This is a genomic window from Kitasatospora xanthocidica (assembly GCF_014656195.1).
Taxonomy (GTDB): domain Bacteria; phylum Actinomycetota; class Actinomycetes; order Streptomycetales; family Streptomycetaceae; genus Kitasatospora; species Kitasatospora xanthocidica.
This window is the reverse complement of sequence record NZ_BNBY01000002.1, coordinates 225012-248417: the sequence shown is the minus strand read 5'-3', so window position 1 is coordinate 248417 and position 23406 is coordinate 225012. Positions and strand designations below refer to the sequence as shown.

Here is a 23406-nt window from a genome sequence, read left to right as displayed (position 1 = left end):
GGCCACCGTGGGTGACGTGACGCGCGCCACCGGTCGCACCGGAATGCCGGTCGGCGGTGCGGGGGATGACGAACGGTCGAGGGGCCGTGGCCGCCGGGGGGCGGCGCACGGCCCTCCGTCTTCGCCCGGCCGCCGACAGCCGGGCCGTCTCGGACCGTCCTGGGCCGGCTCGGACCGTCTCGGACCGTCCTGGGCCGGCTCGGACCGGCTCGGGCGGTCTCGGCTCGGGGTGGTCCGGGTCGGAAACCGGATCCGCGATACCACTAGCCTTCTGTACCTACTGGTATGTACAGTGATCCACATGAGCACTCAGGACCGTCTCATCGAGAGCACCCAGGACCTCCTCTGGGAACGCGGCTACGTCGGCACCAGCCCGAAGGCCATCCAGCAGCGCTCCGGCGTCGGCCAGGGCAGCATGTACCACCACTTCACCGGCAAGCCCGACCTCGCGGCCGCCGCCCTGCGCCGCAGCGCCGAGCAGCTGCGGGGCATCGCCGAGGCCGACCTCGGCGCCCCCGGCACCGCGTACGAGCGCATCGCCGCGTACCTGCGCCGCGACCGCGACGTCCTGCGCGGCTGCCGGATCGGCCGGATGGCCCAGGACCCGGACGTCGTCGCCGACCCGCAGCTGCGTGCCCCCGTCGAGGAGACCTTCGACTGGCTGCGCGGCCGGATCGCCGACCTGGTCGCCGAGGGGCAGGCGGACGGTGAGTTCGCTCCCGGCCTGGATCCGGCGGACACCGCCGCCGCGGTGGTCGCCGTCGTCCAGGGCGGCTACGTGCTGGCCCGGGCCGCGGACAGCGCCGAGCCCTTCGACCGGGCCGTCCGCGGCGCCCTCGGCCTGCTCGCGGCCCACCGCACGGGCTGACGCCGCGCCGTGAGGCCCGAGGTCATGTCGACCTGACGACCTGACGACCCCGGCACCGCGCCCGACGAACGGTCTGCCGCACCGACCCGAGGAGTCCCGCCGTGCACGCCATGCAGTACGAGATCACCCTCCCCGCCGACTACGACATGGGCGTCATCCGCAAGCGGGTCGCCGACAAGGGCCATCTGCTCGACGCCCACCCCGGCCTCGGCCTCAAGGCGTACCTGGTCCGTGAGCGCGGCCACCAGGGGTCGCCGGTCAACCAGTACGCGCCGTTCTACCTCTGGCGCACCGCCGAGGGCATGAACAGCTTCCTCTGGGGCCCGGGCTTCCGGGGCCTGAGCGCCGACTTCGGCCGCCCCGCCGTCCACCACTGGCTCGGCGCCGGCCTGGCCCGCGGCAGCGCGGCGGAGGCGGCCGAGACCAGGGCCGGAACCGCCGGAGCCGCCGGAACCGCCGAAGCCGCCCCGACCACCGCGACCCGCGACACCGTACGGCTGCCGGAGGGCGTCGACCCGGCCGAGGCCGTCGAGCGGGCGCTCGCCGAACTCCCCGCGCACCCGGCCCTGCACACCGCCGCCGTCGCCGTGGACCCGAGCCGCTGGGAACTGCTCACCCTCGCCCTCTGGCACGGCCCCGCCCCGGAGGACGTGCCCGGTGCCCGCTACCAGGTGCTGCACCTCTCCCGCCCCGAACTCGACCGGCTGCCGGCCGGCCGCCACTGGTGAAAGGACCCGCTGTCCCGATGACTCCCACCACACCGATCCCGGCCGACCTCGCCCCCGCCCCGTCGGACCGCGAAGCCGGCTACGCCCTGCTCGCCGAACTCGCCGGCCCGGCCTCCGCCACCGCCCTCGGCGGCCTGGACGCCCTCGCCCCCGGGTTCCCCGACTGGATCGTCACCAGCCTCTTCGGCGGCACCTACCAGCGGCCCGGACTCGCCCTGCGCGACCGCCAGGTGGCCAACCTCGCCGCACTCACCGCGCTCGGCGGCGTGGAGCCCCAGCTCGCCGACCACGTCCGCTACAGCCTGCGGATCGGCCTGACACCGGAGGAGATCACCGAGGTCATGGTCCACCTCGCCCCGTACGTCGGCCTCCCCAAGGCCCTGGCCGGCCTGCGCGTCGCGACCGCCACCTACGCCGAAGCCGCCACGGCCGGCGCCGGCTCAGCCACCACAGCCACCGCGCCCACCGAAGCCCCGAAGGAGCAGGCATGAGCCGCACCGTCCGGACCGTCCTCGGCGACCTCGCGCCCGCCGACCTCGGCGTCACCGACTCCCACGACCACCTCTTCATCCGCAGCCCGCTGCTCGCCGGCCAGGAGCTGGACGACCCGGCCGCCGCCGAGGAGGTCCTGCGGGCCTTCGCGGCCGCCGGTGGCCGCTCCTTCGTCCAGTGGACTCCGAGGGGCATGGGCCGGGGCGCCGACGCCCTCGCCGCGCTCTCCCGGACGACCGGCGTCCACATCGTCGCCGCCACGGGGGCGCACCAGGCGGTCCACTACACGCGGGGCGCCGACCCCGCCGTCAACAGCCCCGACGTCCCCGACACGTCCGCCTCCGAGGACCTCGCCGAGCGCTTCGTCGCCGACATCACCGCCGGACTGCCGGGTGCGGCCGAGGGCGTCCGCGCCGGGTTGATCAAGGTCGCGGACGACCCGGGGCGCACCACCCCGCACACCCACCGCACGATGGCCGCGGCCGCCGAGGCGCACCACGCCACCGGAGCGCCGATCGCCGTCCACCTCGAACCGGAGGGCGATCCGCACGAGGTCCTGGTCCGGCTGAGCGGCCGGCACGGCGTCCGGCCCGACCGGATCATCCTCGGGCACCTCACCCGCTTCCCGGACCGCGCCGTGTACCGCGGCCTCGCCGCCGAGGGCGTCCACCTCGCGCTGGACAGCCCCTCCCGGGCGGGCCACCCCGCCGACCTCCAGGCCTTCGACGTCATCGCCGACCTGGTCGAGGCGGGCCACGCCGACCGGCTGCTCCTCGGCGCCGACACCACCACCCGTACCGCCCGGCAGGCCGGCGGCCCGGTCCGGCTGCTCACCGACCTCGCCCCGCGACTGGCCCGCACCTTCGGCCCGGAGCTGACCGAACTGCTCCTCACCACCAACCCGGCCACGGCCTTCGCCGCCGACTGGCGCACCCCGTGAGCCCGACCCGGCCGCTGCCCGGGGGCGCGCCCCGCCGAAGCCGCCGCGAGGCTCGGGCCGGCTCCTGTGGCCGACTCCGCCCGCCCGGGTTTGAATCCGAGTAGCCCTCCCGCCGGACGACCGTACGGCCGGACAACCGGATGATCGGACGACCGTACGGACCGGATGACCGGACGACCGGGGGAGGGGCGCTCGCAGAGAGGCGGATCCGACGATGCCCGCACCACCGGTCCACGCGTGGCTCGCGCCCGCCCGACTCGCCGTCGCGGCCCTCGCCGCCGTCGCCCTCTGCTTCTCCGGCTACCGCGCGGCGAACGACCCCACCGGGGTGCTGAACTTCTCCGGCTCCTTCACCAACCTGAGCAACCTGGCCGGCCTCGCCGTCCTGGGCTACGGCGGCTGGGCGGGCCTGGCCGGCCGCCGCCCGGTGCCGGACGAGGTGCGCGGGGCGGTGGTGCTCTACCTGGCGATCACCGGGCTGGCCTTCGGCACGCTGCTGGCGACGTACCCGGAGCACCTGGTGATCCCGTGGGTGGGTGACGTGCTGCACCGGGTGGTGCCGCTCCTGGTGCTCGCCGACTGGCTGGTCGACCCGCCGGTGCGGCGGGTACGCCCGGCGGTCGTGCTCGGCTGGCTGGGGCTTCCGCTGCTGTACCTGGCGTACGTCCTGCTGCGCGGCCACGCCGTCGACTGGTACCCGTACCCGTTCCTCGACCCGCGGCTGCACGGCGGCTACCGCCGGGTGGCCGGGGCCTGCTTCCTGATGACGGTGGCCTTCCTCCTGGCCGGGGCCGCCGTCGCCGCGGCGGGCAACACCCTCGCCGACCGGCGCGACGCCCGCGGCGGCACGCTCCCGAGGGGCCGTCACGCCCGGGCCCGAACGGGCTGACGATCACCCGACGCGGTCCGGTCTACGGTGATCGGCCATGGTGACACTCCGAACCCTCACGACCGCCGACTGGCCGCTCTGGCGCGACCTCCGCCTCGCGGCCCTGACCGACGCGCCGTACGCCTTCACGTACGGCCTCGCCGAGTGGCACGACGGCGGCGAGGAACGCTGGCGGGCCCGGCTCCACCTCCCGGGCGCCCACCACGTCGCCGCCTTCCTGGACGACGTCCCAGGCACAGCGCCCGCCACCCCGGTCGGCCTCGTCGGCGGGGTCCTCGGGTCGCCCGAGGGCGTACGGGAGCTGCGCTCGCTGTGGGTCGCCCCGCGGGCGCGCGGCCGGGGCGTCGCCGACCGGCTGATCGAGGAGGTCGAGCACTGGGCCCGTGCCGGCGGCGGCACCACCCTCCACCTCGGCGTCCTCCCCGGGAACACCGCCGCCCTCGTCCTCTACCGCCGCCACGGCTTCACCCCGCTCACGCCCACCGAAGCGGACGCGGGCGAGGGTACGGAGGCCGTCGCGGGCGCGGGCGGCCGGGAGATCCGCCTGTCAAAGCCCCTCCGCTGACGCCGTGCGGGGCCCGCGCCGTACGGGGGACGGCACGGGCCCCCGCCGTTCGGGACCGCGTGGGCGGGCTGGGTCACATGTGCGTGCCGCCGTCGATGCGGAGCTCGGTACCGGTCACGAAGGCGCCGTCGTCGGAGGCGAGCATGGCGATCACGCCGGCCACCGTCTCCGGGCCCGCGAAGCCCTGGCCGAGGGCGGGGGCGAGCTTGGCGAGCAGGCTGAAGTCGGTGTCGGCGGGCAGGCCGGGGTTGTTGGTCATGCCGCTGTCGATGCTGCCCGGGGCGACGCAGACCGCGCGCAGGCCCTGCTTCGAGTACTCCGAGGCGATGGCGTGGGTGAAGGACTGGATGCCGCCCTTGGTCGCGGCGTACGCGGCCATGTAGGGGTGGGCGAAGCTCGCGGAGGTGGAGCTGAAGTTGACCACCACGCCCTTGCCGGCGGCGAGCAGCGCGGGGAGCGCCTCGCGGGTCATCAGGAAGGTGCCGGTGAGGTTCACCGCGAGGAGCGTGTTCCAGAACTCCAGGCTGGTCTCGTGGGTGTGCGAGGCGCGGAGGATTCCGGCCGCGTTGACCAGGACGTCCAGGCCGCCCAGGGCGGCGACCGCCTCGGCGACGCCCGCGACGACGGCGGCCTCGTCGGAGATGTCCAGGACCCGGATGGCCAGGCGGTCCGCAGTGCCGTCGGTGGTCGCGCGGTCCAGGGTCTTCTTCAGACCGTCCTCGTTGACGTCGACGGCGACGACGTTCCCGCCCTCGGCGAGGATCCGGTGCGCGGTCGCCTGGCCGATGCCCGAGCCACCGCCGGTGATCAGGACGTTCCGTCCGCTGAAGCGCTCCATGGTGGTACTCCGTTCCGTTCGTGGTCTCTCGACCTCTGGCGGCACGGTACGCCTACTTGGCACGACGTGCCAAAAAGTCTTGTCGTGCCAACTCGGCGTGGAGTGCCACAGTGGCATTCGCCCGCGTAGGCTGACCCCGTGACCGGACGCCCGACCCTGAACCAGCGCCGCCGTGACGCCACCCGGCTGGAGATCGCCCGCACCGCCGCCGCGCTCTTCGCCGAGCAGGGGGCGGAATCGACCACCGCCGAAGAGATCGCGCTCGCCGCGGGCATCTCGCTGCGCACCTTCTACCGGTACTTTTCCGTCAAGGAGGACGCCGTCGCCCCGCTGCTCGCGGCCGGCGGACGGCAGTGGGTCGACCAGCTCGCCGACAGCCCGGACGACCTGCCGCTGCGCGAGGCGCTGGAGCGCGCGGCGGTCGCGTCGCTGACGCCGCCCGACGAGGCGGGCGCGGAGATGATGCAGTGGACCCGCAGCCTGCTGCGCGACCCGCGGCTGGAGGGAACCTGGCAGCGGGTCCACGCCGACTCGGAGGAACGGCTGCGGGCCGTCCTCGCCGAACGCTGCCCGCGGGGCACCGATCCGCTGGAGATCCGGCTGGCCGCCGCCGCGGCCACCGCGGCGATCCGGGTGGCCCTGGAGCAGTGGGCCACCTCCGACGCCCCCGCCACCGGCCCGGGCTCCCCGCAGGACCTGGGCGCGCGCTGCATGCGGGAGCTCACGGCGGGGCTGCGGCTCTGGGGGCGGGTGTCCTGAGCCCCCAGGGGCCGGCGGGCGAAGGCGGGGTCAGTCGGCCCGGTGGGTGGCGGGCAGGGGCTCGACGCCGACGACCCGGCGGATCCGGGTGGGCTCGACGAACACGGTGACCCGCCGCTCGCCCGGGATGCCCCACCCGTAGCGGTCCACGCCGAGGTACTTGTGCGCGAGGCGGTCCATCTGGCGGTCGGCCGTGTCGCCGGTCACGAACTCGACGGCCCGGCCGTGGATCTGGATGCGGTCGTACGGGTCGGTCGGGTCCGCGTGGGAGAGGCAGACGCGGGGGTCGCGGCGGAGGTTCCGCTCCTTGACCCGGCCGATGGTGGTGTTGAAGAACACCCGGTCGTCCGCCAGGTCCACCCACATCGGTGTGACGTGCGGGGCGCCGTCCACCCCGGTGGTCGCCACGTACCAGATCCGCGGCTCCCGTACCCGGGCCCTGATCTCCGCCGTCCAGCCGCCCATCGGTCGCCTCCTGTGTCGGGCCCGTACCGGTTCGCGCCGGGCTGCGCCGGCTCGCATCGGTTCGTTCCCCCGTCGTCGCCCGGGCCAACCCGATGGCGGACGGGTCACAGCGGACGGGTCACGGCGGACGGGTGACAGCTGACAGAATTCAGATTTCAGCTTTCAGATTTCGAAAGTTGTCAGCTGTCATCTGTCATCCGTCCGCTGTCATCCGTTCCTCGCGAACTCCCAGACTCGCGGGCCTTCTCCCAGGTAGCGCTAGGGTTGGTCCTCGCGTCCCGGCGGGGGAACCGGGGTGACCTCCTCGGATGTCCCCAGCGGAGGGGACTGGAGTTCGAGGCGTGGGAGCAAGTAGGACATGGGTCTGACGAGCCACAAGGTGTTGGCGCTGACCGTAGTGATCGCCCTCCTGGTGATGGGGGGTACGGTCTGGCTGTGGCCCAGGCTGGCCAAGAAGTCCTGGCAGGCGGTGCTCGGCCGGATCGGCGCGCTGTTCGCCACCCAGCTCACGGTGCTCGCGGCGCTCGGCCTAGTGGCGAACAACTACTTCGCCTTCTACAGCAGTTGGGACGACTTGCTGGGCACCGGCCAGACCGGCCCGGTGGTGATCCACAACAAGGCGGACGCCGCCGGCCGGCTCGTGGTGGAGACGATCGGCCACGCCGCGGTCAAGGGTGGCGGTGCGATGGGCCGTGAGCCCAGCCAGTCCGGCGAGATCCGCAAGGTCCGGATCGACGGCGCGGTCAGCCGGCTGTCCACCGAGGGCTACGTCTTCCTGCCCCCGCAGTACTTCCAGCCGGAGTACGCGCAGAAGCAGTTTCCGGCCGTGATCGTCAGCACCGGATTCCCGGGGATCGCCGAGAACCTGATCACCCGCTTCAACTACCCGGGCGCGGCGCTCAAGCTGCTGCAGGAGGGCCGGATGCAGCCGACCGTCATGGTCCTGATGCGTCCCTCGCCCGCGCTGCCGCAGGACACCGAGTGCGAGGACATCCCGAACGGCGCGCAGTCCGACACGTACTTCACCAAGGACGTGCCCTCGGCGATCCAGGCCAGCTACCGGGTCTCGTCCGACCCGCAGGCCTGGGCCTTCATGGGCAACTCGACCGGCGGCTACTGCGCGCTCAAGCTGGCCATGCGCCACCCGGACGTCTTCCCGACGGCCGTCGCCCTCTCGGCCTACTACGACGCCGCCGACGACCCGACCACGGGTGACCTGTTCGGCGGCAGCAAGCAGCGCCGGGACGAGGCCAACCTGATGTGGCGGCTGAAGAACCTGCCGCCGCCGAAGGTGTCCGTGCTGCTCGCCGGCACCAAGAAGGGCGACGGCGACTACCGGCGGGAGACCGAGGCCTTCGTCGACGCGGTGCAGAGCCCGATGAAGGTCTCGTACAGCATGCTGGAGAACGGCGGCCACAACTTCGAGACCTGGAGCGCGCTGCTGCCGTCCTCGCTGGAGTGGATGTCCCAGCACCTCAAGGTGCCGAACCAGACCGTCTGACCTGGACCGCCCGGCCGCCGACCGTCCGAACAGACCGAAGCGTCCGACCAGAGCGAACAGAGCGAACAGAGCGAACAGACCGAACCCCCGGAGCCCGCGGCCCCGGGGGTTCGGTCGTCAGGCGGTTCAGGCCACCCGCTCCAGCGTGCCGGTGTGCAGCTGCCCGACCCGGCCGCCCTCGCCCTCGAAGGTCCAGAACGCCCGGACCGTCTGCGCGTTGAGGTCCATCACATGACTGACGGTGATCCCGCTCTGCTCCGTCCAGCTGACGAAGTAGATCCCCGGCGCGACCTCGGCGACGTGCAGTCGCACGTCCTCCCACTGGCCCGCGGACTCGCCGAGGCCCTCCCAGCGCAGCCGCGTGCCGTCGGCCGAGTAGGTGTTGCGGAAGGCCGCGCCGTTGTCGGCCCGGAAGACGTAGGTGCGGCCGGCGAAGGCGGGCAGGGACACGGTCATGGTGGGGCGGCTCCTCGTTTCGGGGTTCGGTGCTCTTGTGCACTGCGGAAGATGTCAGGCCTCCAATTTATCCGACCGGGTGAATTCGGTCAGATCTTTGTCACGGTGTGGCCCGGCCACGGTGCGGATCGCGACCGCAGCCGGGCCGCAGCGGGGCCACCGCGCCGGCCCGAAGCCCGGCCACCACTGGGCCGCGCGAGGTGATCAACTCGGCCACCACGCAGCGTCGTTGATCGACACCACTGTGAGCTGCACGACAACCGGCCCGAGGAAGTTGTCCGTTCACGTACGGCCTGCCTAGCCTGCAACGACCGTCCGCCTCCGCGGACCCCGTCGCCGGGACGCCGAGTCCTGTCCACTCGCCGACGGGTCACCGAGCACCACAGCGGACAGGGGCGGGGGAACCAAGGTCGGCGCCCGGCCCCGTGCGCTCGCGCGTACGGGTCGAGGCTAGGGGTGAAGCCGCTCCACAGGCGGCCGGGCAACTGCAGCCCGAACCCGACAGCTAACCTCGCAGGCGTCGCAGAGGCCACCACATGCGTATATCGATGCCTGCTGCCCGGCGCCACGCGCCGCGCCACGCCGCCCGTTCCTCCCGCCGCGGCCGCAACGCCGCCTTCGCCGCCACCGGGGCGCTCGCCATCAGCGGCGCCGGACTGCTCGGAGTGCCCTCCGTCACCGGTGCCCAGGCCGCCACCGCGCCCACCGTCACCCAGGACCGTCTCGCCCCGGCCACCATGGTCGCGGGCAAGGCCACCACGGCCTCGCTCGCCCTGCACTCCTCGGCCTGCTTCACCGCGAAGACCGTGGGCGTCGGCGTGCGCGACGCGCGCGGCACCAACCTGGACTTCCCCGGTAACGCCTCCAACCTGCAGATCTGCCCGGGCGGGGTGAACTTCACCAGCGGTGCGCGCACCCTGCCCGCCGGGACGTACACCCAGTTCGGCTTCTGGCAGGACCAGGCGGGCGCCTGGCACAACCTGCCCGCGCAGCAGCTCGTGGTCTCGACCGCCGCCACCCCGGCCCCGGCGCCGAGCCCCACCCCGACGCCGAGCGCCACCGCGACCCCGACCACCCCGGCGCCGTCCTCCCCGGTCGCCGGCAAGTCGCTGACCTGGTCCGACGAGTTCAACAGCGGGATCTCCTGGGGTCAGCGCTGGGTCGGCGACAAGAGCAGCTCGTACCACTACGGCAACCACAATCCGGACGACAACAAGCTGGACTGGCTGAACAAGAACAACGTCAGCGTCGCCAACGGGGTCGCCACCTTCACCGCCGCGCCCGGCTCCAACACCCTGGAGAACGGCAAGCAGGCCTGGAACACCGGCTTCCTGACCACCGAGGGCTCCAGCGAGGGCTTCCAGGTCAAGACCGGCGACTACGCCGAGACCCGGGTCAAGCTGCCGGCCGGCACCGGAGCCTGGCCCGCCCTGTGGACCTGGAAGAACGGCAACGGGGAGATCGACTCCTTCGAGTACCACCCCGACAACCCGAACCTGCTGGAGCTGACCAACCACGTCAACCCCAGCACCCCGAAGTACTACACCGACGCGAGCGCCGTCGCGAAGGACCAGTGGGTGACCATCGGCACCTACTACGGCGCCACCTCCGTGGACTGGTACGTCAACGGCGTGAAGGTCCACTCGGACGGCAAGGGCGTCGGCGCCAACTGGTCGGCGTACCTGATCCTCAACCTCTCGGTGTGCGCCGGGAAGTACCACCCCGCGCCGCAGGGGACCACCCCGATCACCATGGCCGCCGACTACGTCCGCGTCTACCGCTGACCGGCGGCGGGTGACCGGTGACCGGTGATCGCTAACCCGTAGGACCGCCCCACCGGGGCCGGAGGCCGGCAGCCGCTCGCCGGCGCCCGGCACCCGGTGGGGCGAACCTGGTTCAGGGACCCTAGGCCGTCTCGACCACCTTGAGGTCGAACGGCTGCCGGTTGTTGTTCCCGTTCCGGTCGTCCGGGCTGCGCAGCGCGACGAAGCCCTCGTGCGAGCCGAACGCGATGTCGTCGGAGAGGCGCACCGGGATGAGCGCGGTGGCGCTGCGGCCTTCCTTCAGTCCGGGCCCGAAGACACAGCGCACCCGGTGGCCGTTCTGGAACACCTCGCAGTCGGTGGGGAAGAACGGGGGGTCAGGCGTCACTCCCTCCGGCAGGGTGACCACGACCGTGACCGGGGAGGCGGTGGTGTCCGGGCCCAGGTTGGCGATGAAGGCGTGGATGGTCGTGCGGCCGCCGGGCGGTGCCGGGTCCGGGTCGAGCTGGACCACCTCCAGGTCGGAGTCGGACGGCTTGGCCGCGAGGGCGGGCAGGGTGGAGACCTCGGGGGCGGCGGACGTTCCCGGCGCGCCCGGTGCGACGACGTCCACCGCCGGACGGGGCTCCGGCCGGCGCAGTGCCCAGGACGGGCTGGTGGCCAGCATCGCCACCGCGCAGCCCGCCGTCACGGCCGCGACCAGCCCGGCCCCGCCGAACCTCCTGCTCCTCGCGCCGCCACGCGACTCCGTTCCACCCCGTGCGACGCCCCGTACATCCTGGTGCTTCATCCCGGTCACCGTGCTCTCGTGCTCCGGCGGCCCACACCGTCGCGGGCCGCGTCCGGGATCAGCGTGGCCGAGCCGCCGTCGCGACCGAGGGGTAACCCGATCCGCCCCGCTCGCCGTCCGCCCGAATGGAGGACGCGCGGGTCTCCCCGCCGGAGCGCGGTGTTGACGGGAGTCCGAACGGGGTGGCGGACGGGGCGCTGGACGGGGTGCCGGGCGTGCCGGGTCAGGGGGCGAGGACCTGCCCCAGCCGGGTCGCGATCTGCTGCATCACCGGTACCAGCGAGGCGGCCCCGGCCTGCTCCTCCAGGGCCCGGATGCGGGCCTCCGGCCCGGAGACCGAGAGCGCGGTGGGCGTCGGCGCGCCCGGGACGGCGAGCGCGATGCAGCGGACGCCGATCTCCTGCTCCTGGTCGTCGACGACGTAGCCGCGTTCGCGCGCCTCGGCGAGCTGGCGCATCAGCTCCTGCGGGTCGGTGACCGTGTACTCGGTGTGCGCCGCCAGCGGGTTGGGGCCGAGGACGGCGCGGGCCTCCTCCTCGGGCAGCTGGGCGAGCAGGGCCTTGCCGACGCCGGTGCAGTGCGGCTGCACCCGCCGGCCGACCTCGGTGAACATCCGCATCGAGCGGCGCGACTGCACCTGGCCGACGTAGACCACCTCGCCGCCCTCCAGCACCGCCAGGTTGGCGGTCTCGCCGGTGGCCTCCATGAGTTCGGCCAGGTAGGGGCGGGCCCAGCTGCCGAGCAGCCGGCCGGCCGTCTCGCCGAGGCGGATCAGCCGGGGGCCGAGGGTGTAGCGGCGGGCGGTGTCCTGGCGGACATAGCCCTGCTGGACGAGGGTACGAACCAGTCGGTGGATGGTCGGCATCGGGAGGCCGGAGGTGGTGGAGAGCTCGCTGAGCGTGGCCACGCCGCCCGAGTCGGCCAGCGCCTCCAGGAGTTGGAAGGCGCGCTCGACGGACTGCACGCCGCCGCTCGCGCGGTCGGCGCCCGTCGTCGATGCTGTGTCGGGGGTCGCAACCACCGGCGTTCCCTTCGCTGTCGGGGAGGAGTAGAGTCCCGGCGACCTCATCAACAAACCGTTGAAATTCTGTATCGCGGAAACTAGTCTCCACCTTACAGAATCGAACTCGCCGACAGGTGGGTATCGATCGAGGAAGTTCCCGAGGAGGCTCCCACCGGAGCTCCCTTCGCCAGGCTCAACCGTCTTAGGAGTGTCCTGCTCATGGCTGCAGATCAGGGGCCCTCCCCCAGCCTCCGGCCGGGGGTACCCCCAACCGCCTCTCCCGCCGCCCCGGTTGTCACCGTCGCCGGTCCGCGCGTCCCCCGGGCGGAGGAGGTGCTCACTCCGGAGGCGGTCGCCTTCGTCGTCGGCCTCCACCGCGCCTTCGAGGGCCGCCGGCAGGAACTCCTGGCCAGGCGGAAGACCCGCCGCGCCGAGATCGCGGCGACCGGCACGCTGGACTTCCTCCCCGAGACCGCCGACGTCCGGGCCGGCGACTGGAAGGTCGCCGAGGCGCCCCGCGCCCTCCAGGACCGCCGGGTCGAGATCACCGGGCCGACCGACCGCAAGATGGTCATCAACGCCCTCAACTCCGGCGCGCGGATCTGGCTCGCCGACTTCGAGGACGCCACCTCCCCGACCTGGGAGAACGTGGTCAGCGGCCAGGTCAACCTGATCGACGCCTACGAGGGCCGGATCGACTTCACCACCCCGGCCGGCAAGGCGTACGTCCTCAAGCCCGCCGCCGAACTCGCCACCGTCGTCGTCCGCCCGCGCGGCTGGCACCTGGACGAGAACCACCTGCTCGTCGACGGCACCCCGGTGGCCGGCGCCTTCGTCGACTTCGGCCTCTACTTCTTCCACAACGCCGCCCGGCTGCTCGCCAAGGGCGCCGAGGACCCCAACTCCGGGCCGTACTTCTACCTGCCCAAGACCGAGAGCCACCTGGAAGCCCGGCTCTGGAACGACGTGTTCACCCACGCCCAGGCCGAACTCGGCATCCCGCACGGCACCGTCCGCGCCACCGTCCTGATCGAGACCATCACCGCCGCCTTCGAGATGGACGAGATCCTCTACGAGCTGCGCGACCACGCGGCCGGCCTCAACGCCGGGCGCTGGGACTACCTGTTCTCGATCGTCAAGAACTTCCGCGACGCCGGCGAGCACTACATCCTGCCCGACCGCAACAGCGTGACCATGGCCTCGCCGTTCATGGCCGCCTACACCCGCCTGCTGGTGCAGACCTGCCACAAGCGCGGCGCCCACGCGATCGGCGGCATGGCCGCGTTCATCCCCAGCCGCAAGGACCCGGAGGTCAACGCGGCCGCGCTGGAGAAGGTCAAGGCCGACAAGGACCGCGAGGCCGGCAACGGCTTCGACGGCTCCTGGGTCGCCCACCCGGACCTGGTGCCGGTCGCCCGCGCCTCCTTCGACGCGGTGCTCGGCGAACGGCCCCATCAGAAGGACAACCCAGGCCCGTCCGAGCCGGTCACTGCCGCCCAGCTGCTCGACATCGCCGGCGCCGGCGGCAGCTGCACCCACGCGGGCCTGCACAACGCCGTCCAGGTCGGCGTCCGCTACATCGAGGCCTGGCTGCGCGGGCTGGGCGCGGTCGGCATCTTCAACATGATGGAGGACGCGGCCACCGCCGAGATCTCCCGTTCCCAGATCTGGCAGTGGATCCACAACGGGGTCGTGCTCTCCGACACCGGCGAGAAGGCCACCGCCGAACTCGTCCGCAACCTGGTTGCCACCGAACTGGCCGAACTCCTCGCCGAGCTGGGCGAGGACGCCTACCGTGCCGGCCGCTGGCGCGAGGCCGCCCAGCTCTTCGAACAGGTCGCCCTGGCCGAGGAGTTCGCGGACTTCCTGACCCTCCCCGCGCTTCCCCTGCTGGGCTGAGACCGAACCTATCCGCCGGGTGCCGGCCTCGGCGCCTGCCAGGCTGTAGCACTCCGGCGGCCCGTTGCTCCGTTCCGTACGGCGACGAATCCACCTGTCCTCTCGTCGCCGTACGGAACGGCCTTTTTCCCGTAAGGAGTTCACCCGTGCCGCGGATCTTCTTCAACGGCCAGGCGATGGTCGGCGGTCCCTTCCACGCCAAGGTCGCCGACGCGCTGATCGGGCCGGTCCGGACCGCCCCCGGCTACCGCTTCTTCTCCATCGACCACAGCGGCGGGACGGACGTCTGCCCGGGGCTGCTGGCCGACCCGGGCGTCGAGACCGCCATCGAGGGCGAGCTGTACGACATCAGCCTGGAGCGGCTGCGGGACGACATCCTGCCCGGCGAGCCGCGCGAGCTGGAGCTCGGCGTGATCGAGCTGGCAGACGGCTCGGCGTGCCTGTCCATGCTGCTCGCCCGGGGCGAGGTCGAGCGCGGCGTCCACCGCGAGATCACCCACCACGGCGGCTGGCGCGCCTACCTCGCGACGATCGGGCGCGAGGCCTGACGGGTCGGCGGCTGACAGGTGACAGATAACAGATTTCATCATCTGTTATCTGTCATCTGTTCGCTGAAAGCCCTCAGCCCCCGCCCCCGAGGTGCGGGCGCCCCGCCACCAGCGCGTCGCCCAGCGCGCTGCGCCCGTACAGCACGCTGCGGCCGTGGCGGTTGCGTTCCAGCAGCCCGGCCGCGGCGAGCGCGCCCAGGTGGCGGCTGACCGCACCCGGGGTGACCCCGAGCCGGTGCGCCAGTTCCGTGGTGCTGGCCGGGGTCTCCACCAGCGCCAGCAGCCTGGCCCGGGGGACCCCGATCAGTGCGGCCAGCGGCCCGTTCGGCGCCGTCGCCGGTCCGCCGACACCCAGCCCCTCGGCCATGGTGGCCTTCCCTCGCGCCGGGTAGCTGACCAGCGGCGGTCCCAGCTGGGTGATGTCGGTCTGCGCGCCGCGCCCGAACAGCGTCGGCATCAGCACCAGCCCCCGCCCGGCGAGGTCCACCGAGGTGCCCAGCGCCCGGACCGCGGGGTTGGCGTCGTCGAGCGTCAGCACGCCGGCCCGCCAGGAGAGCCGGAAGTCGAGGTCCGCGAACAGGCCTTCCGCACCGCGCTCCGAGAGCATCCGGCCCCGGTACACGATGTCCGCCTCCAGCACCGAGCGCGCCCTGGGCCACCAGGCGGGCGCGAGGCAGCGCTTCCAGTAGGCCTCCAGCGCCTCCGCGACCCGGGCGACCAGCTGCGCCGGATCGTCCAGCAGTCCGGCGAGCACCGGCGGCGGCGCGCTCCCGTCGCTCCGGTACGCCGCCAGGACGTCCGCGCGCACCACCTCCGGCGGGGCGGCGGCCATCCCGGCGAGCTCTGCGGCGAAGTCCGGGCGGGGAGCGGTCGGGCGCGGCGTCAGGAAGTCCGGGACGAAGGCGTTCGGCGTGACCAGCGACCCCAGCAGGGCCGTGTCCAGGGTCTCGTAGCGGGACTGCCAGCCTGCGATCCACGGCTGCTGCTCCGGGTAGTAGGCCGTGAACCTGCGGGCGCGCAGGCTCAGCACCGTCTCCTGCAGCGGGGAGCAGGCGAACCAGGTGGCGGCGAGGTCGTCGACGCCGAAGCGGAACTCGAACATTGACCGCAACGGTAAAGGAATTCCGCCGGTCCGGGAATCCCGGTGTCCTTCTGCCATGACTTCCGCCACCGTGCGTCCGCCCACCACCGGACGCCTCCTCCGCCATGACCCGCTGGTGCGCCGGCTCGCCCTGATGAGCCTGGTGACCAACATCGGGAACGGTCTGTTCGTGACGGTCAGCGTGCTGTTCCTGACCCGTTCCGTGGGCCTGACGCCGGGCCGGATCGCGCTCGGGCTCACCGCGGCGGGCATCTGCGGGGTGTTCGCCGGGGTGCCGGTCGGGCGGCTCGCCGACCGGGTCGGCGGCAAGCGGCTGCTGCTCGCGATCGGGCCGCTGGAGGCGCTCGCCGTCCTCGGGTACGCCTTCGTACACTCCTTCGCCGCCTTCGTCGCCCTCGCCTGCGTGGCGACGCTGCTGGAGCGCGGTGCGGCGGCGGTGCGCAGCGCGCTGATCGCCGGGGTGCTCCCGGCGGAGGGCCAGGTCCACTCGCGGGCGCTGCTGCGGTCGGTGATGAACGCCGGGCTGGTGGTCGGCTCGGCCGGTGCCGCGCTGGCGCTGCAGGCCGACAGCTATGCCGGGTACGTGACGATGATGGTCCTGGACGCGGTGAGCTTCCTCGGTGCCACGGTGCTGCTGGCCGGGCTCCCCGTTCCTAATCTGACGAATAGTCAGAACAGCGACAGCGATGGAGCGGTGAAGCCCAGGGGTGCCGCTCTTCGTGATCGTCGCTACCTGCTCGTCACCGCCCTGCACGCCGTCCTGGAGCTCCAACTCGCCGTGCTCACCGTGGGGATACCGCTCTGGATCGTGCTCGCGACGGACGCGCCCCCGGCGGTGGTGGCCGCCGTCGACGTGGTCAACTGCCTGCTGGTGGTGGGGTTCCAGGTCCGGGCGAGCCGGGGTGTCGTGGACGTCCCGACGGCCGCGCGGGCCTGTCTGCGGGGCGCGCTGCTGCTGGCGGGCGGCTGTCTGCTCTACGCGGCGGCGCAGGCGGGCCCGACGGCGGTGGCCGTGGCGGCGGTCCTCGGCGGCGCCCTGGTCCACAGCCTCGGTGAACTGCTCACCTCGGCCGGCGGCTGGACGCTGAGCCTGGACCTGGCGGACCAGCGGGCCCACGGCGAGTACCAGGGCGTCTTCATGAGCGGTCAGGCGGCGGCCCATGTGATCGGCCCGCTGGTGATCAGCCTGACGGTCGTCGACCACGGCGCCCTCGGCTGGGTGGTCCTCGCCGCCCTGTTCGCCGTCGCCGGTGCCGCCCTGCCGGCGGCCGTCGCCGGTGCGGCCCGCCCGGGTGCCGCCCGCCCGAGTGGAGTCCGCGCCTCGGCGCACTGAACCTGCGGGGCCCCTTCCCCACGGGGGTGGGAGCGGGCCCCGCGCCGGGCACACCGCGGCCCCGGACCCTCGCCGTGGGTCCGGGGCCGCGGGTCCGCGCACCCGCCGTGGGGTGCGCGGAGTCCCGGGGGCGCACCGTCCCTGGGCGCCCCCGGAGTTCGGAGGAGGGTAGATCAGACCGCTCAGACCGCTCAGACCGCTCGAACCGATCCGGGCCGATCGGACCGCTCGAACCGCTCGAACCGCTCGAACCGATCCGGGCCGATCGGACCGCTCGAACCGCTCGAACCGATCCGGCCGATCAGACCGGTCGGGCCGCCAGCTCCCTGGCGGCGCGGGCGCAGTCGCGCGCGATCCGGTCCTCGTTGACGGTGGTCAGCTGGCCCTTCTCGACCACCGCGTTGCCGTTGACGAACAGCACCGACAGCGGCGGCAGCGCGCCGAAGGTGAGCGCGGCGACCGGGTCGGCGATGGACGAGTGCATGACCCCGTCGATCTTCCACAGCGCCAGGTCGGCGAGCTTGCCGGCCTCGATCGAGCCGATCTCGTTCTGCCGGCCGAGCACCCGGGCGCCGCCCATGGTGCCGAGGCGCAGCGCCTGGCGCCCGGTGAGGGCGGTGGGGGAGCCGTGCAGCCGGTTGATCAGCAGGGCGTTGCGTAGCTCGGTGCCGAGCTCGCCGGACTCGTTGGAGGCGGTGCCGTCCACGCCGAGGCCGACCGGGACGCCGGCCCGGAGCATGTCGGGCACCCGGGCGATGCCGGCGGCGAGGCGGGCGTTGGAGGACGGGCAGTGGGCGACGCCGGTGCCGGTCTCGGCGAACTTGGCGATGTCGGAGTCGTTCATGTGGACGCAGTGCGCCATCCAGACGTCCTCGCCGAGCCAGCCGACCGACTCGAAGTAGTCGGTCGGGCCCATGCCGAACAGCTCCTTGCAGAACTGCTCCTCCTCGGCGGTCTCCGAGCCGTGGGTGTGCAGCCGGACGCCCTTGCGGCGGGCGAGTTCGGCGGACTGGCGGAGCAGGTCGGTGGAGACCGAGAAGGGCGAGCAGGGCGCGATGGCGACGTGCAGCATCGAGCCGAAGGAGGAGTCGTGGTACGTGTCCACGGCGGCCTCGGAGGCGGCCAGGATGTCGTCCAGCTCCTCGACGGCGTGGTCCGGCGGCAGGCCGCCGTCCTTCTTGCTGCGGTCCATCGAGCCGCGCAGCGCGGTGAAGCGCAGGCCGAGCTCCTGGACGGCCTCGATGGAGGCGCCGAGGACGTCGCCGCCGTCCTTGGGGAACACGTAGTGGTGGTCCGAGGCGGTGGTGCAGCCGGACTTGAGCAGCGCGGCGGCGGAGCCCTGGCTGGCGGCGTGGACGAGCTTCTCGTCGATCCGGGCCCAGGTCGGGTAGAGGGCGACCAGCCAGTCGAACAGGATGTCGTCCTGGGCGAGGCCGCGGGTGATCCACTGGTAGAAGTGGTGGTGGGTGTTGACCAGGCCCGGGGTGATCAGGTGGCCCTCACCGTTGATCCGGCGCACCACGTTGTCCAGCCACGCGGGGGCGGGGCCGTCGCCGACCGCCTCGATCGTGTTGCCGAGGATGACCACGTGGCCGCGGGCGTACTCGGTGTCGTTCGCGTCCACGGTGGCGATCGCGACGTTCTCGATCACGATCCGCTGGTCGGCGGGCGGGGGCTGGACTGCCATGGTGTCACTCCTATGGGGGAGGGTCCGGAGGGGCGCGCGTCGGGCGTGTGCGGGTGGCACGCGCCCCTCCGGGGTTGGTCAGGACGGTGTCGCCGTCGGCACCGTCGTGCCGGAGCCCTGTCCGGATCCGGTCCGGCGGGTGGTTCCGACGTGGTGGAAGAGCAGGTTGAGCAGGACGGCCATCACGCAGCCGGCCGAGATCCCCGAGTGCATCAGGGTCCGGACGGCCTCCGGGAAGGAGTCGTAGAAGTTCGGTACGGCGATCGGGATGATGCCGACACCGAGGGAGACCGACACCAGGATGGTGTGGGAGCCGGACTCCATGCCGGCCTCCGCGAGGGTGCGGATGCCGCTCGCCGCGACCGTGCCGAAGAGCACGATCCCGGCGCCGCCGAGGACGGGCTGCGGCACCAGGGAGACGACCGAGCCCAGCACGGGGAACAGCCCCAGCAGGACCAGGATGCCTCCGCCGGCCGCGACCACGAACCGGCTGCGGATCTTCGTCAGCGCCACCAGCCCGATGTTCTGGGCGAAGGCGCTGGCGGCGAAGCCGTTGAAGACGGGGCTGAGCGCGGTGGCCAGGCCGTCGGCGCGCAGGCCGGCGGCGAGGGTGGGTTCGTCGGCCTCGCGGTCGACGATCTTGCCGAGCGCGAGCATGTCGGCGGTGGACTCGGTCATCGAGACCACCATGACGATGCAGAGCGAGACGATCGCGGCGGCGTCGAACACCGGCGCGCCGAAGTGGAACGGGGAGGGGAGCGCGAAGACCTTCGCGTCCCGGACCGCGCCGAAGTCGGTGAGGCCGAGCGGGACGGCGACCAGGGTGCCGAACGCCAGGCCGACGAGCAGGGACAGCTGCTGCCAGAAGCCGCGCAGCAGCCGGTTGCAGAGCACCACCGCGGCGAGGGTGATCGCGGCGAGGCCGATGGCCCGCATGGAGCCGTACCCGGGGGCGCCCGGCGAGCCGCCGCGCGCCCAGTTCACCGCCACCGGGAGCAGGGACACCCCGATGAGGGTGATCACGGTGCCCTGGACGACCGGGGGGAAGAACCGGATGAGCTTGCAGAAGTACGGTGCCGCGAGGAAGCACAGGAGCCCCGCGACGATCACCGCTCCGAAGATCACCGGGAGGGCGTCCTTCGGTCCCCCCGTTTTGTCGATGGAGCCCTTGGCGATGGCGATCATGGGCGCGACCCCCGCGAAGGAGACGCCGTTCACGAACGGCAGTCGCGCGCCGATCTTCCAGACGCCGAGGGTCTGGAGGAGGGTGGCCAGTCCGGCGGTGAACAGGCTGGCCGATATGAGCAGGGCGAGTTCGGCGGGGGAGAGCCCGACGCCGGCGCCGACGATGAGCGGGGGTGCGACGACTCCCGCGTACATCGCGGCGACGTGCTGGAGTCCGGTGGAGATCAGCTTCACCGGGGGCAGCAACTCGTCCACGGGGTGGATTCCTGGCCCGGACTCCTTGCCGGGGAGGCTGGTGGACGTGTCCGGGCCAGGGGGTCTTGCAGGGGTGGAACCGCCGTCTGTACTGCTGGTGCTGCTGGGTGCCATGTCGAGCCCCTCTTGTGCCCGTGGCTCCCGGCGCGCCCGTGGCGCTGGAGACCCCCCGAGGACGGGACGGCGGAGCAAGGATTCCCCGGGGTGCTTCTCCAGTGCCCCGGGCCGGCCGCCGCGAGGCAGGCACGAACTCCGGTTGGTGGGGGTGGAGAAACAGGTGGTGCTGATCATGCGGGTGGTGCGGCCCGCCCGGGCTCGACCGGCCCGTGGGGGCCGGAGGGTGCGGCGATTCCGGGCGGAGTCCATGGAGGCGGGAGGGGTCAGACGACCGGGATGACCGGGACGACGCCCTCGCGGTGCACGGTGCCCTCGATCAGGCCGTACATGCGGTCCGCGGCGTAGTAGACCTCGTTCTCGTTCTTGAGGCCGAAGGGCTCCAGGTCGACGAGGAAGTGGTGCTTGTTGGGCAGTTCGAGGCGTACCTCGTCCACCTCGGCGCGGTTGTTGAGGACCCGGGTGCCCATCGCGTGCAGGGTCTGCTGCAGCGAGTAGGAGTAGGTCTCGGCGAACGCCTCCAGCAGGTGGCGGCGCACGTGGGTGTAGGAGCGGTTCCAGTTGGGCTGGGCCTCGCCGTCCTTGCCGCTGTAGTTGTACTTCCAGCGGGCGGTGACCTGGGTGGCGAGGATGCGGTCGTACGCCTCCTGCAGGGTGGTGTACTTGTCCTTGATGTAGCCCCAGAACTCCGAGTTGGTGGAGTTCAGCACCACGAGGTCCTTCAGGCCGGAGATGACCTGGACGGACTCGCCGTCGTAGAAGATCTCGGTGGTGCGGACCTCCTGGCCGTTGCGGACGAAGGAGTGGCCGACCTCCTCCGAGCCGATGAAACGGGCCGAGCTGTCCGGCGTCCGGATCCGGTCCCAGGAGTACTCCTCGATCCGGATCCGGGCGCCGTGCACGACGCCGCGCTCGGTGTCGTCGACGAAGTGGCGGGCCAGGACGATGCCGAAGGCCTCGGCCGACTCGATGCCGTACTCCTTGGCGAAGGCGTAGACGGTGTTCTTGGTGGTGTCGGTGGGGAGGCAGTTGGCGTTGGACCCGGTGAGGTGGACGTCCTCGAACTCACCCTGGAGGGAGACCGAGACGTTCAGGTCCTTGATCTCGTGCCGGGTGGAGTCGCGGTAGATCCGGACGATGCGGTTCTCCGCCTTGCCGTACTGGTTCTGACCGAGCACGTGGGCCATGACGTGGCTCCTAGAGCTTCCAGGTCGGTCTACTAGCTTCCGCGGTAGACCGAGTATCCGAACGGGTTGAGCAGCAGCGGCACGTGGTAGTGGTGCTGTTCGGGCGCGACCGTGAAGACGATCGAGACCTCGGGGAAGAACGGCGGCTCCGTCGACTTGAGCGCGTAGTACGCGTTGGTGTCGAAGAGCAGCCGGACGACCGAGCCCGCCTCCACGGCCGGCAGGTCCTTGACCCGGCCGTCGGAGTCCGTGGCGGAGGTGCCGAGCACCTGCCAGCCACCCTCGGTGTGCAGTGCGAGCTCGACCGGGACACCCTCGGCCGGGCGGCCGAGGCTGGTGTCGAGCACGTGGGTGGAGATGCCAGTCATGGGTGAAGTGACCTTACTGATGGCAGATGTGATGGTGCGTCATATCGCGTTCGACATGCCCGGCGGTCGACCGCGACGAAACCACGACGGTACGTCAGGAATGTGTCGGTGACGTGTCAGGAACCGTCGAGCAGGCGGCCGAGCCGGATGTCGTTGATCTTGCGCAGCTCCCCGCGGACGATCTCCGCCTCGGTGGCGGCGTCGTTGGGGTGGCGTTCGCGCAGGGCGGCGAGCATGCCGGTCGCGGTGCGGCCGGTCGCGCAGATCAGGAACACGTGGCCGAACTTCGCCTCGTAGGCGGCGTTGGCCTCGCGCAGTTCGTCGAGGACCGCTCGGTCCACGCCCTGGATTCCGGCCTGCTCGCGCTCGGAGGTGGCGTCGCCCGCCTTGGGCGTGCCGATCCGGGCGTGGCCGGCCATCGCGTCGCGCAGGTCCCCGGCCGTCAGTGACGCCATGGCCGCCGCGTTGGCGGCGAACAGGGACTCGCGGTCGGACCAGGGCTTGGCCGCCGCGACCGCGGCGGCCCAACGGGGGCTGGAGCATACCTCCAGCAGGATCGCCTCCAGTTCCGCGGCATCGGCCGCGGCCAGGGCGTCAAGGGCGTGGGGGTGGTTGGTCACGGGTGGACCTCCTGAAGAGTGGTGCCACCCGGAAAAGCTAGATCGACCCCACCCGGCCGTCAACACTTTGTTGAACGGTTGGTGGTTACGTTTTGAACCGGCCCGCGCTGCCGGGCCCTTTCGTGTGCGATTCGCCAAGTGTGCCCCGCCGAGGGCCGGTCCAGACTGGCCGTACCGGCGGGGTCACCCGTTCGGAAGGTCTCCGTCGAGGGCGCCGGGGCGGCTCTCAGGAGGTCTTCGAGCCGTCCTGGCGGTTCAGGTAGTTGTACACCGTGAACCGGCTGACGCCCAGGGCCGAGGCGACCGTCTCGACGCCGTGGCGGACGGTGAAGGCGCCGCGCTCCTCCAGCAGGGCGACGACCCGCTGCTTCTCCAGCCGGTCCAGCTCGGCCAGCGGGCGGCCGTCGAACTGGCGGGCCATCTCGGCCAGCAGCCGGTCCAGCGCACTGCTCAGGTGCGGCAGCCGGACGGCCAGGGCCGGCCGGCCCTCCCACTCCAGGACGACGTCCTCGGCCTTCGCCTCGCCCAGCGGGACGGGCGTCGCGCCGACCGCGTCCAGCAGCGGCTTCACCGCCGCGGCGAGCTGGTGCTCCACGTGCTGCTCGGTCACGGCGTACCGCCCTCCTCGCCCAGGACGCTCACCTGGACCGAGATGCGGGTCGCCCCGGCGTCCAGGGTCTCCCGGAGCAGCCTGGTCACCGCGTCGAGGACCTGCTCGGCCTCGCCCTCGGCGCCGGTGCCGAACGGGCCGACCGACACGGCCAGGCCCGCCTCGTCGACGACCTTGCGGGCCGCCGCGGCGTGCTCGGGGAACGTGTCCAGTTCGAACGGTTCTGTCGTGAACTCCACCATCAATCGCACGGCATCACTGTATCGAGCGGGGGTGCGGGCGGGCAGGGGCTGGGCGATCGGACGGGTGGTTCCCGGTGTCGGCGCACCCCACGGGCGTCTTCAACAAAATGTTGCGGCGCCCTTGACACGTCCTTCAGTGTCCGGAGATGCTTCCACCACACAGAATCCCTCTTCCGGATCGTGGAAGTTGCGGATGACG

At 72.5% G+C, this 23406-nt stretch carries 25 protein-coding genes and 1 riboswitch; of the genes, 12 read left to right on the top strand and 13 right to left on the bottom strand.

Annotated elements, in window-relative coordinates; all coding sequences use genetic code 11:
* Positions 1-301 precede the first annotated feature (301 nt).
* The 6 genes from IE332_RS04475 (at position 302) to IE332_RS04450 (ending at position 4482) form a co-directional block, all read left to right on the top strand.
* Entirely contained in the window at positions 302-868 is a 567-nt protein-coding gene (locus IE332_RS04475; RefSeq protein ID WP_189913758.1) for a TetR/AcrR family transcriptional regulator, read from the top strand.
* A gap of 101 nt (positions 869-969) precedes the next feature.
* Positions 970-1596: a DUF4865 family protein gene (locus tag IE332_RS04470; RefSeq protein ID WP_189913757.1), complete on the top strand. Its 627-nt coding sequence runs from the start codon at positions 970-972 to the stop codon at positions 1594-1596.
* A gap of 17 nt (positions 1597-1613) precedes the next feature.
* Complete coding sequence (locus IE332_RS04465; protein ID WP_189913756.1) at positions 1614-2087, top strand: carboxymuconolactone decarboxylase family protein; 474 nt, start codon at positions 1614-1616, stop codon at positions 2085-2087.
* Positions 2084-3028: a phosphotriesterase family protein gene (locus IE332_RS04460; protein ID WP_189913755.1), complete on the top strand. Its 945-nt coding sequence runs from the start codon at positions 2084-2086 to the stop codon at positions 3026-3028. Before IE332_RS04465 ends, IE332_RS04460 begins: the two co-directional genes overlap by 4 nt.
* Before the next feature lie 214 nt (positions 3029-3242).
* Positions 3243-3917: a Pr6Pr family membrane protein gene (locus tag IE332_RS04455; RefSeq protein WP_189913754.1), complete on the top strand. Its 675-nt coding sequence runs from the start codon at positions 3243-3245 to the stop codon at positions 3915-3917.
* Between the two features lie 37 nt (positions 3918-3954).
* Positions 3955-4482, top strand: coding sequence for a GNAT family N-acetyltransferase (locus tag IE332_RS04450; protein ID WP_189913753.1), 528 nt, complete (start codon positions 3955-3957; stop codon positions 4480-4482).
* A 73-nt stretch (positions 4483-4555) separates the two neighbouring features.
* Here the strand turns inward: IE332_RS04450 and IE332_RS04445 are convergent, their stop codons facing one another.
* On the bottom strand, positions 4556-5320 hold the full coding sequence (locus IE332_RS04445; protein WP_189913752.1) for an SDR family NAD(P)-dependent oxidoreductase: 765 nt from the start codon (positions 5318-5320) through the stop codon (positions 4556-4558).
* A 138-nt stretch (positions 5321-5458) separates the two neighbouring features.
* Here IE332_RS04445 and IE332_RS04440 point away from each other — a divergent pair, with 138 nt between their 5' ends.
* Positions 5459-6079 (top strand): TetR family transcriptional regulator, encoded by a 621-nt coding sequence (locus IE332_RS04440; protein WP_189913751.1) that lies wholly within the window; start codon positions 5459-5461, stop codon positions 6077-6079.
* 30 nt (positions 6080-6109) lie between these two features.
* Here the strand turns inward: IE332_RS04440 and IE332_RS04435 are convergent, their stop codons facing one another.
* Positions 6110-6544, bottom strand: a complete 435-nt coding sequence (locus IE332_RS04435; protein WP_189913750.1) for a PPOX class F420-dependent oxidoreductase — start codon at positions 6542-6544, stop codon at positions 6110-6112.
* Between the two features lie 358 nt (positions 6545-6902).
* On the opposite strand from IE332_RS04435, the gene IE332_RS04430 reads away from it, so the two are divergent.
* On the top strand, positions 6903-8045 hold the full coding sequence (locus IE332_RS04430; protein ID WP_189913749.1) for an alpha/beta hydrolase: 1143 nt from the start codon (positions 6903-6905) through the stop codon (positions 8043-8045).
* A gap of 126 nt (positions 8046-8171) precedes the next feature.
* Here the strand turns inward: IE332_RS04430 and IE332_RS04425 are convergent, their stop codons facing one another.
* The gene (locus IE332_RS04425) at positions 8172-8501 is read right to left on the bottom strand and encodes a phenolic acid decarboxylase (RefSeq protein ID WP_189913748.1); all 330 of its coding nucleotides are present in this window, start codon (positions 8499-8501) and stop codon (positions 8172-8174) included.
* A 371-nt stretch (positions 8502-8872) separates the two neighbouring features.
* Positions 8873-9029, top strand: a riboswitch (cyclic di-AMP (ydaO/yuaA leader).
* A gap of 20 nt (positions 9030-9049) precedes the next feature.
* Here IE332_RS04425 and IE332_RS04420 point away from each other — a divergent pair.
* Entirely contained in the window at positions 9050-10285 is a 1236-nt protein-coding gene (locus IE332_RS04420; RefSeq protein ID WP_229928295.1) for a glycoside hydrolase family 16 protein, read from the top strand.
* Positions 10286-10406: 121 nt separating this feature from the next.
* Here the strand turns inward: IE332_RS04420 and IE332_RS04415 are convergent, their stop codons facing one another.
* Positions 10407-11054, bottom strand: coding sequence for a hypothetical protein (locus tag IE332_RS04415; protein WP_189913747.1), 648 nt, complete (start codon positions 11052-11054; stop codon positions 10407-10409).
* A 223-nt stretch (positions 11055-11277) separates the two neighbouring features.
* On the bottom strand, positions 11278-12123 hold the full coding sequence (locus IE332_RS04410; RefSeq protein ID WP_189913746.1) for an IclR family transcriptional regulator: 846 nt from the start codon (positions 12121-12123) through the stop codon (positions 11278-11280).
* A 153-nt stretch (positions 12124-12276) separates the two neighbouring features.
* Here IE332_RS04410 and aceB point away from each other — a divergent pair, with 153 nt between their 5' ends.
* Together aceB and IE332_RS04400 are read left to right on the top strand one after the other, a co-directional pair.
* The gene (gene aceB, locus IE332_RS04405) at positions 12277-13956 is read left to right on the top strand and encodes a malate synthase A (protein WP_189913745.1); all 1680 of its coding nucleotides are present in this window, start codon (positions 12277-12279) and stop codon (positions 13954-13956) included.
* A gap of 146 nt (positions 13957-14102) precedes the next feature.
* The gene (locus IE332_RS04400) at positions 14103-14504 is read left to right on the top strand and encodes an allophanate hydrolase-related protein (RefSeq protein ID WP_189913744.1); all 402 of its coding nucleotides are present in this window, start codon (positions 14103-14105) and stop codon (positions 14502-14504) included.
* A 73-nt stretch (positions 14505-14577) separates the two neighbouring features.
* On the opposite strand, the gene IE332_RS04395 is transcribed toward IE332_RS04400, so the two are convergent.
* Entirely contained in the window at positions 14578-15606 is a 1029-nt protein-coding gene (locus IE332_RS04395; RefSeq protein ID WP_189913743.1) for a winged helix-turn-helix domain-containing protein, read from the bottom strand.
* Positions 15607-15661: 55 nt separating this feature from the next.
* Here IE332_RS04395 and IE332_RS04390 point away from each other — a divergent pair, with 55 nt between their 5' ends.
* The gene (locus IE332_RS04390) at positions 15662-16939 is read left to right on the top strand and encodes an MFS transporter (RefSeq protein ID WP_189913742.1); all 1278 of its coding nucleotides are present in this window, start codon (positions 15662-15664) and stop codon (positions 16937-16939) included.
* 301 nt (positions 16940-17240) lie between these two features.
* On the opposite strand, the gene IE332_RS04385 is transcribed toward IE332_RS04390, so the two are convergent.
* The 7 genes from IE332_RS04385 to IE332_RS04355 form a co-directional block, all read right to left on the bottom strand.
* Positions 17241-18626 (bottom strand): 8-oxoguanine deaminase, encoded by a 1386-nt coding sequence (locus tag IE332_RS04385; RefSeq protein WP_189913741.1) that lies wholly within the window; start codon positions 18624-18626, stop codon positions 17241-17243.
* A 78-nt stretch (positions 18627-18704) separates the two neighbouring features.
* Complete coding sequence (locus tag IE332_RS04380) at positions 18705-20180, bottom strand: nucleobase:cation symporter-2 family protein (RefSeq protein ID WP_189913740.1); 1476 nt, start codon at positions 20178-20180, stop codon at positions 18705-18707.
* 266 nt (positions 20181-20446) lie between these two features.
* Positions 20447-21367, bottom strand: coding sequence for a factor-independent urate hydroxylase (pucL, locus tag IE332_RS04375; protein WP_189913739.1), 921 nt, complete (start codon positions 21365-21367; stop codon positions 20447-20449).
* 32 nt (positions 21368-21399) lie between these two features.
* A complete protein-coding gene (gene uraH / locus IE332_RS04370; protein WP_189913738.1) occupies positions 21400-21735 on the bottom strand; it encodes a hydroxyisourate hydrolase in 336 nt (111 codons plus the stop codon).
* 116 nt (positions 21736-21851) lie between these two features.
* Positions 21852-22355: a 2-oxo-4-hydroxy-4-carboxy-5-ureidoimidazoline decarboxylase gene (uraD, locus tag IE332_RS04365; protein ID WP_189913737.1), complete on the bottom strand. Its 504-nt coding sequence runs from the start codon at positions 22353-22355 to the stop codon at positions 21852-21854.
* A gap of 226 nt (positions 22356-22581) precedes the next feature.
* Positions 22582-22965 carry a helix-turn-helix domain-containing protein gene (locus IE332_RS04360; RefSeq protein ID WP_229928293.1) on the bottom strand — a complete coding sequence of 128 codons (384 nt, stop codon included), beginning with the start codon at positions 22963-22965 and terminating at the stop codon, positions 22582-22584.
* The gene (locus IE332_RS04355) at positions 22962-23207 is read right to left on the bottom strand and encodes a thiamine-binding protein (RefSeq protein ID WP_189914085.1); all 246 of its coding nucleotides are present in this window, start codon (positions 23205-23207) and stop codon (positions 22962-22964) included. Before IE332_RS04355 ends, IE332_RS04360 begins: the two co-directional genes overlap by 4 nt.
* Positions 23208-23406: the final 199 nt, after the last annotated feature.

Coding starts and splice junctions, on each gene's coding strand:
- IE332_RS04475 (WP_189913758.1), top strand. CDS start 302: ATGAGCACTCAGGACCGTCTCATCGAGAGCACCCAGGACCTCCTCTGG.
- IE332_RS04465 (WP_189913756.1), top strand. CDS start 1,614: ATGACTCCCACCACACCGATCCCGGCCGACCTCGCCCCCGCCCCGTCG.
- IE332_RS04460 (WP_189913755.1), top strand. CDS start 2,084: ATGAGCCGCACCGTCCGGACCGTCCTCGGCGACCTCGCGCCCGCCGAC.
- IE332_RS04455 (WP_189913754.1), top strand. CDS start 3,243: ATGCCCGCACCACCGGTCCACGCGTGGCTCGCGCCCGCCCGACTCGCC.
- IE332_RS04450 (WP_189913753.1), top strand. CDS start 3,955: ATGGTGACACTCCGAACCCTCACGACCGCCGACTGGCCGCTCTGGCGC.
- IE332_RS04445 (WP_189913752.1), bottom strand. CDS start 5,320: ATGGAGCGCTTCAGCGGACGGAACGTCCTGATCACCGGCGGTGGCTCG.
- IE332_RS04435 (WP_189913750.1), bottom strand. CDS start 6,544: ATGGGCGGCTGGACGGCGGAGATCAGGGCCCGGGTACGGGAGCCGCGG.
- IE332_RS04430 (WP_189913749.1), top strand. CDS start 6,903: ATGGGTCTGACGAGCCACAAGGTGTTGGCGCTGACCGTAGTGATCGCC.
- IE332_RS04425 (WP_189913748.1), bottom strand. CDS start 8,501: ATGACCGTGTCCCTGCCCGCCTTCGCCGGCCGCACCTACGTCTTCCGG.
- IE332_RS04420 (WP_229928295.1), top strand. CDS start 9,050: ATGCCTGCTGCCCGGCGCCACGCGCCGCGCCACGCCGCCCGTTCCTCC.
- IE332_RS04415 (WP_189913747.1), bottom strand. CDS start 11,054: ATGAAGCACCAGGATGTACGGGGCGTCGCACGGGGTGGAACGGAGTCG.
- IE332_RS04410 (WP_189913746.1), bottom strand. CDS start 12,123: ATGAGGTCGCCGGGACTCTACTCCTCCCCGACAGCGAAGGGAACGCCG.
- aceB (WP_189913745.1), top strand. CDS start 12,277: ATGGCTGCAGATCAGGGGCCCTCCCCCAGCCTCCGGCCGGGGGTACCC.
- IE332_RS04395 (WP_189913743.1), bottom strand. CDS start 15,606: ATGTTCGAGTTCCGCTTCGGCGTCGACGACCTCGCCGCCACCTGGTTC.
- IE332_RS04390 (WP_189913742.1), top strand. CDS start 15,662: ATGACTTCCGCCACCGTGCGTCCGCCCACCACCGGACGCCTCCTCCGC.
- IE332_RS04385 (WP_189913741.1), bottom strand. CDS start 18,626: ATGGCAGTCCAGCCCCCGCCCGCCGACCAGCGGATCGTGATCGAGAAC.
- IE332_RS04380 (WP_189913740.1), bottom strand. CDS start 20,180: ATGGCACCCAGCAGCACCAGCAGTACAGACGGCGGTTCCACCCCTGCA.
- pucL (WP_189913739.1), bottom strand. CDS start 21,367: ATGGCCCACGTGCTCGGTCAGAACCAGTACGGCAAGGCGGAGAACCGC.
- uraH (WP_189913738.1), bottom strand. CDS start 21,735: ATGACTGGCATCTCCACCCACGTGCTCGACACCAGCCTCGGCCGCCCG.
- IE332_RS04355 (WP_189914085.1), bottom strand. CDS start 23,207: ATGGTGGAGTTCACGACAGAACCGTTCGAACTGGACACGTTCCCCGAG.